This is a genomic window from Pinirhizobacter soli (genome assembly GCF_015905305.1).
Lineage (GTDB): Bacteria > Pseudomonadota > Gammaproteobacteria > Xanthomonadales > Rhodanobacteraceae > Pinirhizobacter > Pinirhizobacter soli.
Genome location: NZ_JADZLQ010000002.1, coordinates 677919 through 691097 on the forward strand (window position 1 = coordinate 677919; position 13179 = coordinate 691097).

Genomic DNA, 13179 nt, shown 5'->3' on the forward strand with positions numbered 1-13179 from the left:
ATCACGAGCGGCCCATCCGCTCCGGGCGTCACGACGGCCTTGGCCGGGGGCGAGACTTTTGCGTTGCACGCGGCCGCACGGGGCCGCGTGCCACGCAATGTCCCGTGCGCAAGGAGCCCCATGGACATCCCCGTCACCGATTTTCTTTCCGGCCTCTTCGCCATCGTCCTGCTGGACCTGGTGCTGGCCGGCGACAACGCCATCGTGATCGCGCTGGCAGCGCGCAACCTACCCCCCCACCTGCAGAAGAAGGCTATCTTCTGGGGCACCTTCGGCGCCGTGGCCGTGCGTGTGGCGCTGACGGGCATCGTGGTCTACCTGCTGAAGCTGCCGGGCCTGATGCTCGCTGGCGGCCTCTTGTTGTTGCCGATCGCCTGGAAGCTCCTCAAGCACGACGAGCACGACCCGGACATCACGCCGGCCTCAGGCTTCTGGGCGGCATTGCGTACCATCGTGGTGGCCGACGCGTTGATGGGCATGGACAACGTGCTGGCCATTGCCGGCGCGGCCAAGGGCCACATGCTGCTGGTGGTCCTGGGCTTGTTGATCAGCATACCGCTGGTGGTCTGGGGCTCCACCTTGATCCTGAAGCTGATCAACCGCTTCCCCGCGGTGATCTACATCGGTGCCGCAGCCATCGCCTGGACAGCGGCGCGGATGATCACGCACGACCACCTGGTATCGCCCTGGTTCGATGCCCGGCCATGGGCGCCCTGGACGCTGGACGCCCTGCTGGTACTGGCCGTCTGCGGAGGCGGCTGGTTGTGGCAACGGCGTAGCGTAGCGCGCACTGCCTGATTCCTTTCCGACAAGAAAACGGGCCGGATAGCTGGCCCGTTCTTGCGCGATACGTTGGCGTTTACGCGATCAGAAGCGGAAGCGCACGTAAGCCGACGGACCGTTGAACTTCATGTCCAGGTCCAGGTCGTAGGCACGCTTTTCCTCGTTCAGCCGGATCTTCGTATAGGCGTATTCCGCGCCGAAGCCCACGTTCTTCCAGGGGAACCATTCCACGCCCAGGGCGGCGTCGTAGATATGACCGTTGAGGTTGCCGCCGTTCTTCCTCACGCCCGATGCATTGATGTACATGCGCCATTGGTCGTTGAAGGCATGGCGCCAGCCCAGCTGGAGGTTGGGCGCCCAGGCATCGGCATCCGCGCCGGTGTGCGTGCTGGCCGTTGTCACGCCGTTGAGGGTCGCGGAGCCTGTGACACCGCCGCGTATCTTGTAATAAGCCGCACCCAGGCCCACGCCAAAAACATCATCGCCGCTGCCGAACCACCAGCGGTAGGCAGCGCTGCCGAAATTGAAGCGCAGGTTGCCCTCCAGACGGGCCGAGGCGTCGTACTGGTGGCCCAGGTAGTTCACGCTGCTGCTAGTCGTGCGTGAATGATCGCGGTCGATGTTGTAGTAGTCGAAGGTGAAACCCTGGTGTTCACCGAAGACGAAGTCCAGGCGCGCACGGGGAGCGACTTTTCTTTTCTGGAAATCCAGGTCGTCTTCCAGGTTGAGGTTGCCGCGAGCTATTCCATCCTTGCTGTGTGCGCCGATATTGGTATCTGAGTTGGCGTAATAGCCGCCCAGCCAAATGCTTACGTTATCCAATGCACGCGATTGCTCCTGTGCATGCGCGCCGGTGGCATAGCCACCCAGCGACACCATGAGAATCCCGGAAATTGCCCTGCCCAAATAGTTTTTCGTGATACCCATGTCGTCTCCGTGTAAAGCGTTTAGTGATAACCCTCTCCCGCGGTGCCCTACATTTTCGGGCGCTCCAAACCCGATGCTTACGGCTGGCATGTATGCATTTCGTGCAGCGCACAAGACAAAGGTTTGAAACGCGACGCCGTTCTCGTAACGCGATGCTTGCTCCACGATGCGTTCACGTGCATCATCAAACGATCGTTTGAATCGGCGCCTTATCCCGTGGAATACCCGCATCTGTTGGCCCCGCTCGACCTCGGCTTCACCACCTTGCGCAACCGCGTGTTGATGGGTTCGATGCATACGGGGCTTGAGGACAAAGCGAAGGATTTCGACAAGCTCGCCGCGTTCTTTGCCGAGCGTGCACGCGGGGGCGTGGGCCTGATCGTCACCGGCGGCATTGCACCGAGCATCGAAGGATGGTTGAAGCCGTTCTCCGGCACCTTGTCGATGCCCTGGCACGTGGCCCGGCACCGCAAGGTCACCCAGGCAGTGCACGCCGAAGGCGGCAAGATCTGCATGCAGATCCTCCACGCAGGCCGCTATGCCTACCAGCCGCTGGCCGTGGCGCCATCGAAGATCAAATCCCCGATCAGCCCGTTCACGCCCCGGGCGCTTACCAGCCGCGGCGTCGAGCGCACCATTGGCGCGTTCGTGCGCAGCGCGAAACTTGCCCAGCGTGCGGGTTACGACGGCGTCGAGGTGATGGGCTCGGAGGGATACCTGATCAACCAGTTCATCGCCGCACGCACGAATAAACGTGACGATGCCTGGGGCGGCGACGCCGAACGCCGCATGCGTCTGCCGGTAGAGATCGTCCGACGCATCCGCCAGGCCGTGGGCCGCGACTTTATTATCATCTACCGCCTGTCGATGCTGGACCTCGTCGACGATGCGCAATCATGGGATGAAATCGTCATGCTTGCGAAGAAGGTGGAAGCCGCCGGCGCCACGATCATCAACACCGGCATCGGCTGGCACGAGGCGCGCGTCCCCACCATCGTCACCAGCGTGCCGCGCGCGGCGTTCACCTGGGTCACGCGCAAGCTCAAGGGCGAAGTGTCGATCCCGCTGGTCACCACCAATCGCATCAACATGCCCGATGTTGCCGAACGCGTGCTGGCCGCGGGTGATGCCGATATGGTGTCGATGGCACGGCCGCTGCTGGCCGACGCGGACTGGGTGAACAAGGCCGCCGCCGGACGCACGCAGGCGATCAACACCTGCATCGCCTGCAACCAGGCATGCCTGGACCACGTGTTCGTCAATCGCCGGGCATCGTGCCTGGTCAATCCACGCGCCTGCCACGAGACCGAATTGGTGATCCGGCCGGCCAGCGTGAGCAAGCGCTACGCCGTGGTCGGGGCCGGCCCCGCGGGCCTGGCCTGCGCCACCACGCTTGCCGAACGCGGCCACGCGGTCACCCTCTTCGATCGCGCATCGGCGATCGGCGGTCAGTTCAACATGGCCCGACGAATTCCCGGCAAGGAAGAATTCGACGAGACGATTCGTTATTTCGAACATCGCCTGGGTGAAACGGGCGTCACCCTCGCGCTGGGCCAGGTCGCCACGGTAGAGGCACTACAGGCAGGCCGCTTTGACGCCGTGATCCTTGCCACCGGCGTTACACCGCGTGCGGCAGGCATCGAAGGCCGCGATCATCCGAAGGTATTGAGCTACGTCGACGTCCTGGCAGGCAACGCCGATGTCGGCAAGACGGTAGCGGTGATTGGCGCCGGCGGCATCGGATTCGACGTCGCCGAATTCCTGGTGCAGTCGCGCCCGTCGCCAAGCTTGGATATCGCGCGCTGGACGGGTGAATGGGGCGTGGACACAACGCTTGCCCATCGTGGCGGACTGGGGCAGGCAAAAGCCGAGGCACCCGATCGCGAGGTATGGCTGCTGCAGCGCAGCCCAGGCACACCGGGCAAGCGGCTGAACAAGACTTCCGGCTGGGTGCACCGGGCAACCCTGAAGCACAAGAAGGTACGCATGCTTGGCGGCGTGGCCTACCAGAGGATCGACGATGAAGGCCTGCATGTGGTGATCGACGGTACGCCGCAGATATTGGCGGTGGACAACGTGGTGATCTGCGCCGGCCAGGAACCCAACCGCACGCTGCACGACCCCCTGTCAGCAGCGGGCGTGCCGGTATACCTCATCGGCGGCGCGGATGTGGCCGCCGAACTCGATGCCAAGCGAGCGATCGCCCAGGCGACGCGGCTGGCCGCGTCGCTCTGAGCCTTACCGATTATCAGGAACGCTTTTCGATCGGCGTGTAGCTTAAGTCTTCCGGCCCGATGTAGTTCGCACTGGGGCGGATGATCTTGCCGTCCTCGCGCTGCTCGATGATGTGCGCGCTCCAGCCCGAGGTACGCGAGATCACGAACAGCGGCGTAAACATCGCGGTGGGCACGCCCATCATGTGGTAGGCAGAAGCGGAGTACCAGTCGAGGTTGGGGAACATCTTCTTCTGGTCCCACATCAGCTTCTCGATGCGCTCGGAAACTTCGAACAGCTTCGGGTTGCCGCCATCGGTGCAGAGCTTGCGCGCGATCTCCTTGATGATCTCGTTGCGCGGATCGGACACCGTGTACACCGGGTGGCCGAAACCGATGATGATTTCCTTGCGCTCCACGCGGGCGCGGATGTCGGCTTCGGCTTCATCGCCATTGCGGTACCGCGCGATGATCTCCATCGCCACTTCGTTGGCGCCACCGTGCTTGGGGCCGCGCAGGGCGCCGATGCCACCGGTGATGGCCGAATACATGTCCGAACCGGTACCGGCGATCACGCGCGAGGCGAAGGTGCTGGCGTTGAATTCGTGCTCGGCATACAGGATGAGCGATTTATCCAGTGCATGGGCATGCAGCTCGCTGGGCTTCTTGCCGTGCAGCACGTGCAGGAAATGGCCGGCGATGGAATCGTCGTCGGTCTCCACTTCCACGCGCTTGCCGTTGTGGCTGAAGTGGAACCAGTACAGCAGCATCGAACCGAAGCTCGCCATCAGGCGGTCGGCGATCGCGACGGCGCCGGTGCGATTGTGGTCGTCCTTCTCCGGCAGCACCGTGCCCAGCACCGAGCAGCCGGTGCGCAGCACGTCCATCGGATGGGTTGCCGCCGGCAGCAGCTCAAGGGCGCTCTTCACTGGTGCGGGCAGGCCGCGCAGGCGGCGCAGGCGTGCCTTGTAGGCATTCAATTCCTGCCATGTGGGCAGCACGCCATGTACCAGCAGGTGCGCCACTTCCTCGAAGCAGCCCTTGGCGGCTAGGTCGTGGATGTCGTAGCCGCGGTAGTGCAGGTCGTTGCCGCTGCGGCCGACCGTGCACAACGCCGTGTTGCCGGCGGCGACGCCGGATAGGGCCACCGATTTCTTGGGCTTGGGAAGGGTTTGTTCGCTCATGCGCTTGGGTTCCTTCGAGGGGGCGTACGATCAGGATTTGCGTGAGAACAGCTCGTCGAGACGGCGTTCGTAGTCGTGGTAGCCGATGCGGTCATAGAGTTCTTCGCGCGTCTGCATGGTGTCCACCACGTTGCGCTGGTGTCCGTCGCGGCGGATCGCCTGGTAGACGTTTTCGGCGGCCTTGTTCATGGCGCGGAAGGCGGAGAGCGGGTACAGCACGATGCCCACGCCAACACTGCGCAGTTCATCGACGCTGAAGAGCGGCGTGCTGCCGAACTCGGTGATGTTGGCCAGTACCGGCACCTTGAGCACATCGGTGAACCGCTTGTACGTTGCCAGGTCGTAGGCGGCCTCGGCAAAGATGCCATCGGCGCCAGCCTCGACACAGGCGATCGCGCGCTCGATGGCGGCGTCCACGCCATCAACGGCGATCGCGTCGGTGCGGGCGATCAGGAAGAAGTCGGAATCGGTCTTCGCATCAGCCGCGGCCTTGACGCGATCGGCCATCTCGCCGGCACTGACGATCTCCTTGCCCGGGCGATGACCGCAGCGCTTGGCGCCTACCTGGTCCTCGATATGGCAGGCCGCGGCACCGGCCTTGATCAGGCTGCGCACGGTACGGGCAATATTGAATGCGCTGGGGCCGAAGCCGGTGTCGATATCCACCATCAGCGGCAGGTCGCACACGTCGGTGATCCGCCGGACGTCGGTCAGGACGTCGTCAAGCGTGTTGATGCCCAGGTCCGGGAGGCCGAGCGAACCCGCTGCCACGCCACCACCGGAAAGGTAGATGGCGCGGTATCCCGCGCGGTGCGCCAGCAGCGCATGGTTGGCGTTGATGGCGCCGATCACCTGCAAGGGCGATTCAGCGGCAAGAGCGTCGCGGAAGCGCGCGCCGGGAGAAGGAAGCTGTGCCATGTCTGCTCCGGGAAAACGTCGATTTTAGCGCATTCGGCGTACCCACCTCGTGCTGCAGTACAACAAGGTTATTTCCCGAAAGACGGAGTTCCCTCCGCGACGCTAGGGTTTCGCCATGAACCAAGCCACTCCCCTCGCCCGCCGCATCCTCGTCGGCCTCCTTGCCGGCATCGTTGCTGGCCTCGCCACCCTTGCCCTGGGCCACTTCCATCCCCCGGCGCTTACCTTCATGCAGCGGGTGGCGACGGAAGTGCTCGACCCCTTTGGCCAGGTCTTCCTGCGGCTGCTGTTCTTCGTCATCGTGCCCCTGGTATTCGCTTCGCTGGCCTCGGGGGTCGCCCAGTTGGGACGGCTTGACCGCTTAGGTCCCCTGGCCGGGCGCACCTTCGGCCTGTTCGTGGCCAACATGGGCATCGCGGTATTGCTGGGCCTGTTGATGATGAACCTGCTCGAGCCCGGGCATTTCCTCGACGCCGATACCCGCGCCAGCCTGGTACGCCAATACAGCGGCACCTCGGCGGGCCTGCTGCAGACCCGCGCGGCGCAGCCAGCGCTTAACGCCGCCACCCTGGTGGACATGTTCATGCCGCGCAACCTGCTTGGCGCGGTGGTGGGCAACGACCGCAACCGCCTTGGCGACGTGTTGCCGTTGATCGTCTTCGCCATCCTGGTCGGCGCGGCAGCCACGCAGCTGGTGGCCGGTGCACGCACCCAGGTGCTGGGTGCCCTGGAAACGGTGGCCGCCCTCATGACCCGCGTGGTCGACTTCGCCCTGAAACTTGCACCCTATGCGGTGCCGGCGATGATCTACAGCGTGGTGGTGAAGGTCGGTGTGGACATCCTTGTCACGCTATCGCTATTCGTCGCCGGGTGCGCGGCGGCCCTGCTGTTGCATCTGTTCGGCACCATGTCGCTCTGGCTGAAATTTTTTTCAGGTCGATCGCCGCTGGGCTTCTTCCGGCAGATCCGGCCCGTGTTGATCACGGCGTTTTCCACCAGTTCCAGCAGTGCGTGTCTTCCCGCATCGCTGGCCGTGGCCCGCGAGGAACTGAAACTTCCACCTAGCGTGGCTGGCTTCGTGCTGCCGCTTGGCGCCACCATGAACATGAGCGGCACTGCCTTGTTCGAAGGCTGCGTGGTGCTGTTCGTGGCCCAGGCCTTCGGCGTTGAACTGTCGCTGGGCCAACAAGCCGTGCTGATGGTCCTGGCGGTTATCTCTGCCGTGGCTGTGGCCGGCATTCCCGGAGGTTCGCTGCCGCTGATTGCAGGCCTCCTGGTGAGCTTCGGTATCCCCGCCGAGGGCATCGGCATCGTGCTTGGCGTCGACCGACTGCTCGACATGCTGCGAACCACGGTCAACGTCGGCAGCGACCTGGTCACCGCCAGTGTCGTGGCCGGACGCCCGGCCGATGCCGAAGGATCGACATGAAAAAAGGCCGCGCATCTTAAAAAATGCGCGGCCTTCTTTTGTCGCCATGCAGCGTTTTACTTCTTGAACAGGTGTTCCACGCCGGCGCGCTCTTCGCGCAGTTCCTTGTTGGTCGCATCGATGCGGCCCTGCGAGAACGCATTGACCGGCAAGCCCTGCACGATCGAATACTTGCCGCCCTTAACCGTCACCGGGTAGCCGAAGATCACGCCCGGCTCGATACCGTAGGAGCCGTCCGACGGGATACCCATGGAAACCCAGTCGCCATCGGCTGTGCCCAGTGCCCAGTCACGCATGTGGTCGATGGCGGCCGAGGCGGCGGACGCCGCGGACGACGCGCCGCGCGCCTTGATGATGGCCGCGCCACGCTGCTGCACGGTGGGAATGAAGTCGCTTTCGTACCAGGCCTGGTCGACCTGTTCGAGCGCCGGCTTGCCGCCGACGGTGGTCTGGTGCAGGTCCGGGTACTGGGTGGAGCTGTGATTGCCCCAGATGGTGACCTTCTTGATGTCGGTGGTGTGCTTGCCGGTCTTCTCGGCCAACTGCGACAGGGCGCGGTTGTGATCCAGGCGCACCATGGCGGTGAAGCACTTCGGATCCAGGTCCGGGGCGTTCTGCTGGGCGATCAACGCATTGGTGTTGGCGGGGTTGCCCACCACCAGCACACGCACATCGCGCTTGGCGTGATCGTTCAGGGCCTTGCCCTGCGGACCGAAGATGGCGCCGTTGGCTTCCAGCAGATCCTTGCGCTCCATGCCGGGGCCGCGCGGGCGCGCACCCACCAGCAGGGCATAGTCGACGTCCTTGAAGGCGACGTTGAGGTCATCGGTGGCCACGACCCCTGCAAGCGTCGGGAACGCGCAGTCGTTGAGCTCCATCACCACGCCCTGCAGCGAAGGCAGCGCCGGGGTGATTTCCAACAGGTGCAGGATCACCGGCTGGTCGGGACCCAGCATGTCGCCGGCGGCGATGCGGAAAAGGAGGGCATAACCGATCTGGCCGGCAGCGCCGGTCACGGCAACACGTACGGGAGCTTTCATGGGGGATGACTCCTACAGTCGAATATTCAGTGAAGTTCGGCAAAGAACTCGGCGATCCGGGCCATGCCCTTGTCGAGCTGATCGTCGGGACAGGAATAGGAAATGCGTAGCGCGCGCGGCTCGCCGAACGCCGACCCAGGCACGCAAGCAACGCCCTTGGCATCGAGCAGTGCCGCGCAGAACTCCACATCGTTGTCGATGCGGGTGCTGCCGTGGCTCTTGCCGAAGGCAACGGAGATATCGGGGAACGCATAGAACGCACCCTGCGGGCGCGGGCAATGCACACCGGGGATGGCCACCAGCGCCGCATGCACGCGATCGCACTTGGCGGCGAACTCGCGGGCTTTCTGCCGTGGGACGTCCTGCGGACCGGAAAGGGCCGCTACGGCCGCGGCCGACACTACTTCGGGCAGGTTGGTGATGTGGTTGGAGTTCATCGTGGTGACGGCGCGCGCCACCACTTCAGGAGCGGCAATGAAGCCTACGCGCCAGCCCGGCATGCCGTAGGTCTTGGACAGCGAATCGACGAAGATCACGCGGTCTTTCAGTTCCGGCCTGACGTGGATGAAGTTGTGGTAGCCCACATCGCCGAACACCATGGTGTTGTAGATGTCGTCGGTGATCACCCAGGTGTCGGGGTAGTTGGCAATGACATCGGCCAGCGCTGCGATTTCGTCTTTCGTGTACACCATGCCCGTCGGGTTGGACGGGTTGTTGAACAGGAACACGCGCGGCTTGCGGGCCAGGGCTTCGTCCAGCTGGGCCGGGGTGAGCTTGTAGTTCTGCTCCGGCGGGCATGGCAGCAGGTTGATCTTCGCGCCGACGATCTCGGCGATGTCGACGTAGCTGGTCCAGTAGGGCGTGGCGAAGGTGATCTCGTCGCCTTCGTCCAGCAGGGCCTCGGCCAGGTTGTACAGGATGTGCTTGGCGCCGACGCCGGTGCAGATGTTGGCGCGGGTATAGCCTGAGAACCCAAGCGCCTGGATATGGCCCAGGAAGGCATCGAGCACGGCGTCCGCGCCGCGGTTGCTGCCGTACTGGCCCGAATCGGTGTCCAGCGCCTTGTGGGCGGCGTCATAGACATGCGCCCCCGGCAGGAAATTGGGTACGCCGATCGAGAAGTTGACGATGTCATGGCCCTCGGCCTTGAGCTTCTTCGCCTTTTCGGCGATGACCATGATGGCGCTGGGTTTGGCGCGTCCGATTCGCTGGGCAAGCTGCGGCATGCGGGTACTCGTCGTGGGCAACGGAAGGGCAAAGCCTGAAAATTTTACCACGGGTGGCAGACTTCCCGCCCCGGCCGGGTGCATGATGCGCCTACACCAACCAACGGGGAGCGGCTATGCACTGGCTTTGGGCATTCCTGATCGGCCTTGTCGTGGGCATCATTGCCAAGTTTCTGGTGCCGGGGAAAGATCCGGGTGGCTTCATCATCACCGGCCTCCTGGGCATCGCCGGCTCCCTGCTGGCCAGCTGGGCGGGACAGCAACTGGGCTGGTATGGACCGGAGGATTCGGCTGGCTTCATCGCCTCGGTGGTCGGCGCCATCGTGCTGCTGCTGATCTGGCGGATGTTCCGGCGCCGCTCGGCCTGACCGGGCGTTGGCCTGGTAAAGGAAAAGGGGCCGCGCCATGCGCGGCCCCTTTTGGTTTTATCGCTAGCCGAAGACCTTCCCCGCCAGCCCGCTCAAAGCCGAAGCATCAAAGCCACCCGCCGGGTGCTCAGGCACTTGACCCTGCGGGGTGAGGTGATCCACCGCTTGTGGCAAGACGCCCGAAAGCTTCGCCATCAGGTCGTCGGGGCTGGTGCCCATCTTGGCCGCAGCTTCCTGCACCAGGTCGCCCAGCCCTCCGCCCTGCAGGGCCTGGGAAAGTTGAGCCGGTGCCACGGGCTGGTTCTCACCCGTACCCACCCAGGATTGGACGGCGCCACCCAGACCATGCTGCTGGAGCATATTGACCAGCCCGCCGACACCGCCGGCCCGGCTAAGCAAGGCGGCGGCCACGGCCATCAGACCACCACCACCTAACGCCGACCCTAGGCCGCCGCCGTTGGCGGCATTGTTCGCGGCTCCCTGGCCGCCACCAAGCAACTCATCGAGCAGACCCATCTCGTTTCTCCCGTGAAAGCCCCCCGGCCTTGGGAGCGTATACCCGACAGATGACGGCTAGCCACCGCTTTCGATGGGTCCATCCGGCAGCACTTTTCAGCCAGCGTCGTCGAGCACCTTGTTCCACTCGCCCACCTGGAAGGCCTGGGCAGCCAGCAGGGCGTCGACGTCGCCCTCCACCTCGACCTTCTCGATGATGTCGTCCTGGCGGATCTGGTTCACCACGGCCATGTCCTCGGGCGAGATCACTTCGCCGAACACGCTGTGCTTGCCGTCCAGCCACGGCGTGGCACCGTGGGTGATGAAGAACTGGCTACCGTTGGTGCCTGGGCCGGCGTTGGCCATGGAGAGCACGCCCGGCTTGTCGTGGCGCAGGGAGGGGTCGAACTCGTCGCCAAAGCGGTAACCCGGACCACCGCGGCCGCTGCCTTCGGGACAACCGCCCTGGACCATGAAATCGTTGATCACGCGATGGAAGGTCAGGCCGTCGTAGTAGCCGCGCCGAGCCAGGTTGACGAAATTGGCCACGGTGAGCGGCGTCTTGTCGTCGTGCATGCGGATATGGATCGGGCCTTTGGTCGTGCGCAGGGTAACGGTGATCGGCATGGGGAATCCTTCGGTGTCCTGGAAATGACCGCCACGGGGCATGGCGGGCGGCAATGGGGGCAAGAGCATACCCGACCCCAAGTGGGGGGGCTGTCCACGCGATTCAACCGGACGTGAGCACCAGGTGGCTGGCGGTGAGTTTCCCCGATCCCCGCGGCCGGGCACCCGCCGGCACCGCATCCTCCGGCAGGGACCTGCCCACGGACAGGTGAGCCCACAGTCGATCCAGCGCTGCATAACCGTATGGGAGAAGCGGCACGTGGCGATCACCGAAATCCGGGAAGGCCAGGAAGGCATCGAAATGCTGGGCGTGGGGCACGCGCCAGTACACCGGCGAGCGGCCCGAGGCGCGCAACCATGCCACGTAAGGGTCGGCAGTGAACGTGGCCGGGACCAGCCCGTCGGCGGCGCCGTGGACCACGACCACCGGCAAGCCTTCGGCGGGAAGGTTCGCCCGGGTGGCATCGACCGAGCGGCGCAGCTTTGCAGCGTCCGACGACGTGCCGTCCCACAGCGCGCGAAGCCCCTGCTCGCCCGGCAGGTTCACGTCCACGCCGAGCGTGGTGCCGCCGGGCATGGCCACGCCAGGGCCGGGCGGAACGCCACTGGCGTCGGCCCACCAGGTGGGCCGCAAGGCCGGCATCGTGTTGCGGTAAACGAAACCGCAGGGCATGCGATCGGGCGGGCAGCGCAGGTAAGACGACGCGTACGTCGCGCCCAACGCGCGCCAGAGGTCGAGCGATGTGGATGATGCCGCCGTGGCCAGCGATTCATCGCGCCAGCCGTTGGCCCGCAGCCGCGCCAGTGCATCGGCCGCCTGCGCCGCCGGGGTGGCTCCGTCGACCAGGCCAAGCGCGCGCAGGCTGGCGCCGCGGGCGATCCATGGCAACGGCGAGCCGCCCATCGACTGCGCGAATGGTGCACCGGCGAAATGTGGCGAGGTAAGCGCGCAAGGTAACAACAGCGCAGCTTCCGTGGCGTAGTCGTACAGCGGCCGGCCGCGCCCGGGCATATGGATGTTGGGCTCCAGGGCAACCACGCCGGCGAGGACGCCTTCGGCATCGTCGCCCGCGGCACGCAGCACCGCGCCACCGCCGTTGGAGAGGCCCGTGGCGATGATCCGGGTGTTGGCCGGCGTGAACGGGGCGAGCTGCGGATAGGCGCGGTCGAGCATCGCCAGGCCAAAGCGTGCCGCCGCCAGTACGTGACGCCCCCAGTCGGCCTCGGGGTTGTCCTGCGAGTGGGCATGCTTGACGCCCAGGCCATCGAGCGGGCCCAGTCCTTCCACGGCAAATTCCAGCGGCGCTTCGCCCATGCGCGCACGGCGCCCGTCCAGCGCCACGCCGCTCATGTCCGAGGGGTCGAAATACCCTGCCCCGGTGCCCTTGTCGGTATAGGCCACGGCGAAGCCACGCGGCAGCGCCCAACCTCCGGCCAGGGCAATCGCTCCATAGACGCCACGCGACCCGGACGAAGGCGCCACCACCAGGCAGCGGGCCTTCTCGTCGAAGGCATCGGGCGCCTGCAGCAGCACGCGATGCGGAAAACGTGCTCCCTCGAGGGTGTCGAAGGTGGTGAATTCACGCCCGGGCACATCCGGCACCGCGCCATAGACCTCGCCGAAGCCGCCAAGCACGCCGAAGTCGGCAATGCCTTTCCAGCTCGACTGGATGGCGCGGCGGCGAAGTTCTTTCGATGTGGGGTCGAAGGGATTAAGGCATGAAGGCACCAGGCCCGCCAGGCCCGCCAGGCCCAGGCCGGCACTGAGCAGGTCGTCGCCGTGCCGGTGATCGGTGACTCGGACCTCCGGCATGGGCCATCCTTCGCTTACGGGAAGGCAACGATAGCCGGTGGGCCCGGTGGCCGCGATAGGGCCGCCATGTTAACGATTCATGCGGATGCCACCGATTGGCCGTATACTAGGCGGCTTCCTTAACCACGAAAGGTGCTCCGGCCTTGAGCCGGGGGG

At 65.0% G+C, this 13179-nt stretch carries 12 protein-coding genes; 4 read left to right on the plus strand and 8 right to left on the minus strand.

The genetic code is table 11. From position 1 onward, the window contains the following. Positions 1–120: 120 nt before the first annotated feature. Complete coding sequence (locus NDK18_RS12880) at positions 121–798, plus strand: TerC family protein (protein WP_250623915.1); 678 nt, start codon at positions 121–123, stop codon at positions 796–798. Positions 799–867: 69 nt separating this feature from the next. On the opposite strand, the gene NDK18_RS12885 is transcribed toward NDK18_RS12880, so the two are convergent. Beyond that, positions 868–1710: an outer membrane protein gene (locus NDK18_RS12885; protein ID WP_250623916.1), complete on the minus strand. Its 843-nt coding sequence runs from the start codon at positions 1708–1710 to the stop codon at positions 868–870. A 216-nt stretch (positions 1711–1926) separates the two neighbouring features. Between NDK18_RS12885 and NDK18_RS12890 the strand changes: the two genes are divergently transcribed. Further along, complete coding sequence (locus NDK18_RS12890) at positions 1927–3945, plus strand: oxidoreductase (protein ID WP_250627980.1); 2019 nt, start codon at positions 1927–1929, stop codon at positions 3943–3945. A 13-nt stretch (positions 3946–3958) separates the two neighbouring features. Here NDK18_RS12890 and prpC read toward each other — a convergent pair whose 3' ends face one another. Then, positions 3959–5107, minus strand: a complete 1149-nt coding sequence (gene prpC, locus NDK18_RS12895; protein WP_250623918.1) for a bifunctional 2-methylcitrate synthase/citrate synthase — start codon at positions 5105–5107, stop codon at positions 3959–3961. Between the two features lie 30 nt (positions 5108–5137). Next, positions 5138–6025, minus strand: coding sequence for a methylisocitrate lyase (gene prpB / locus NDK18_RS12900; protein WP_250623919.1), 888 nt, complete (start codon positions 6023–6025; stop codon positions 5138–5140). A 115-nt stretch (positions 6026–6140) separates the two neighbouring features. Between prpB and NDK18_RS12905 the strand changes: the two genes are divergently transcribed. After that, positions 6141–7454: a dicarboxylate/amino acid:cation symporter gene (locus NDK18_RS12905; protein ID WP_250627981.1), complete on the plus strand. Its 1314-nt coding sequence runs from the start codon at positions 6141–6143 to the stop codon at positions 7452–7454. Positions 7455–7510: 56 nt separating this feature from the next. Here NDK18_RS12905 and NDK18_RS12910 read toward each other — a convergent pair whose 3' ends face one another. Both NDK18_RS12910 and NDK18_RS12915 read right to left on the minus strand, forming a co-directional pair. Next, the gene (locus NDK18_RS12910) at positions 7511–8494 is read right to left on the minus strand and encodes a malate dehydrogenase (RefSeq protein ID WP_250627982.1); all 984 of its coding nucleotides are present in this window, start codon (positions 8492–8494) and stop codon (positions 7511–7513) included. A 26-nt stretch (positions 8495–8520) separates the two neighbouring features. Then, positions 8521–9720, minus strand: coding sequence for an aminotransferase class I/II-fold pyridoxal phosphate-dependent enzyme (locus tag NDK18_RS12915; protein WP_250627983.1), 1200 nt, complete (start codon positions 9718–9720; stop codon positions 8521–8523). 116 nt (positions 9721–9836) lie between these two features. On the opposite strand from NDK18_RS12915, the gene NDK18_RS12920 reads away from it, so the two are divergent. Next, complete coding sequence (locus NDK18_RS12920) at positions 9837–10088, plus strand: GlsB/YeaQ/YmgE family stress response membrane protein (protein WP_250623923.1); 252 nt, start codon at positions 9837–9839, stop codon at positions 10086–10088. A 63-nt stretch (positions 10089–10151) separates the two neighbouring features. On the opposite strand, the gene NDK18_RS12925 is transcribed toward NDK18_RS12920, so the two are convergent. From NDK18_RS12925 to NDK18_RS12935, 3 genes are all read right to left on the minus strand, one after another. Then, positions 10152–10604: a YidB family protein gene (locus tag NDK18_RS12925; protein WP_250627984.1), complete on the minus strand. Its 453-nt coding sequence runs from the start codon at positions 10602–10604 to the stop codon at positions 10152–10154. Positions 10605–10700: 96 nt separating this feature from the next. Beyond that, entirely contained in the window at positions 10701–11210 is a 510-nt protein-coding gene (locus tag NDK18_RS12930) for a peptidylprolyl isomerase (RefSeq protein WP_250623925.1), read from the minus strand. Positions 11211–11313: 103 nt separating this feature from the next. Continuing rightward, complete coding sequence (locus tag NDK18_RS12935; protein ID WP_250627985.1) at positions 11314–13023, minus strand: D-(-)-3-hydroxybutyrate oligomer hydrolase; 1710 nt, start codon at positions 13021–13023, stop codon at positions 11314–11316. Positions 13024–13179 lie beyond the last annotated feature (156 nt).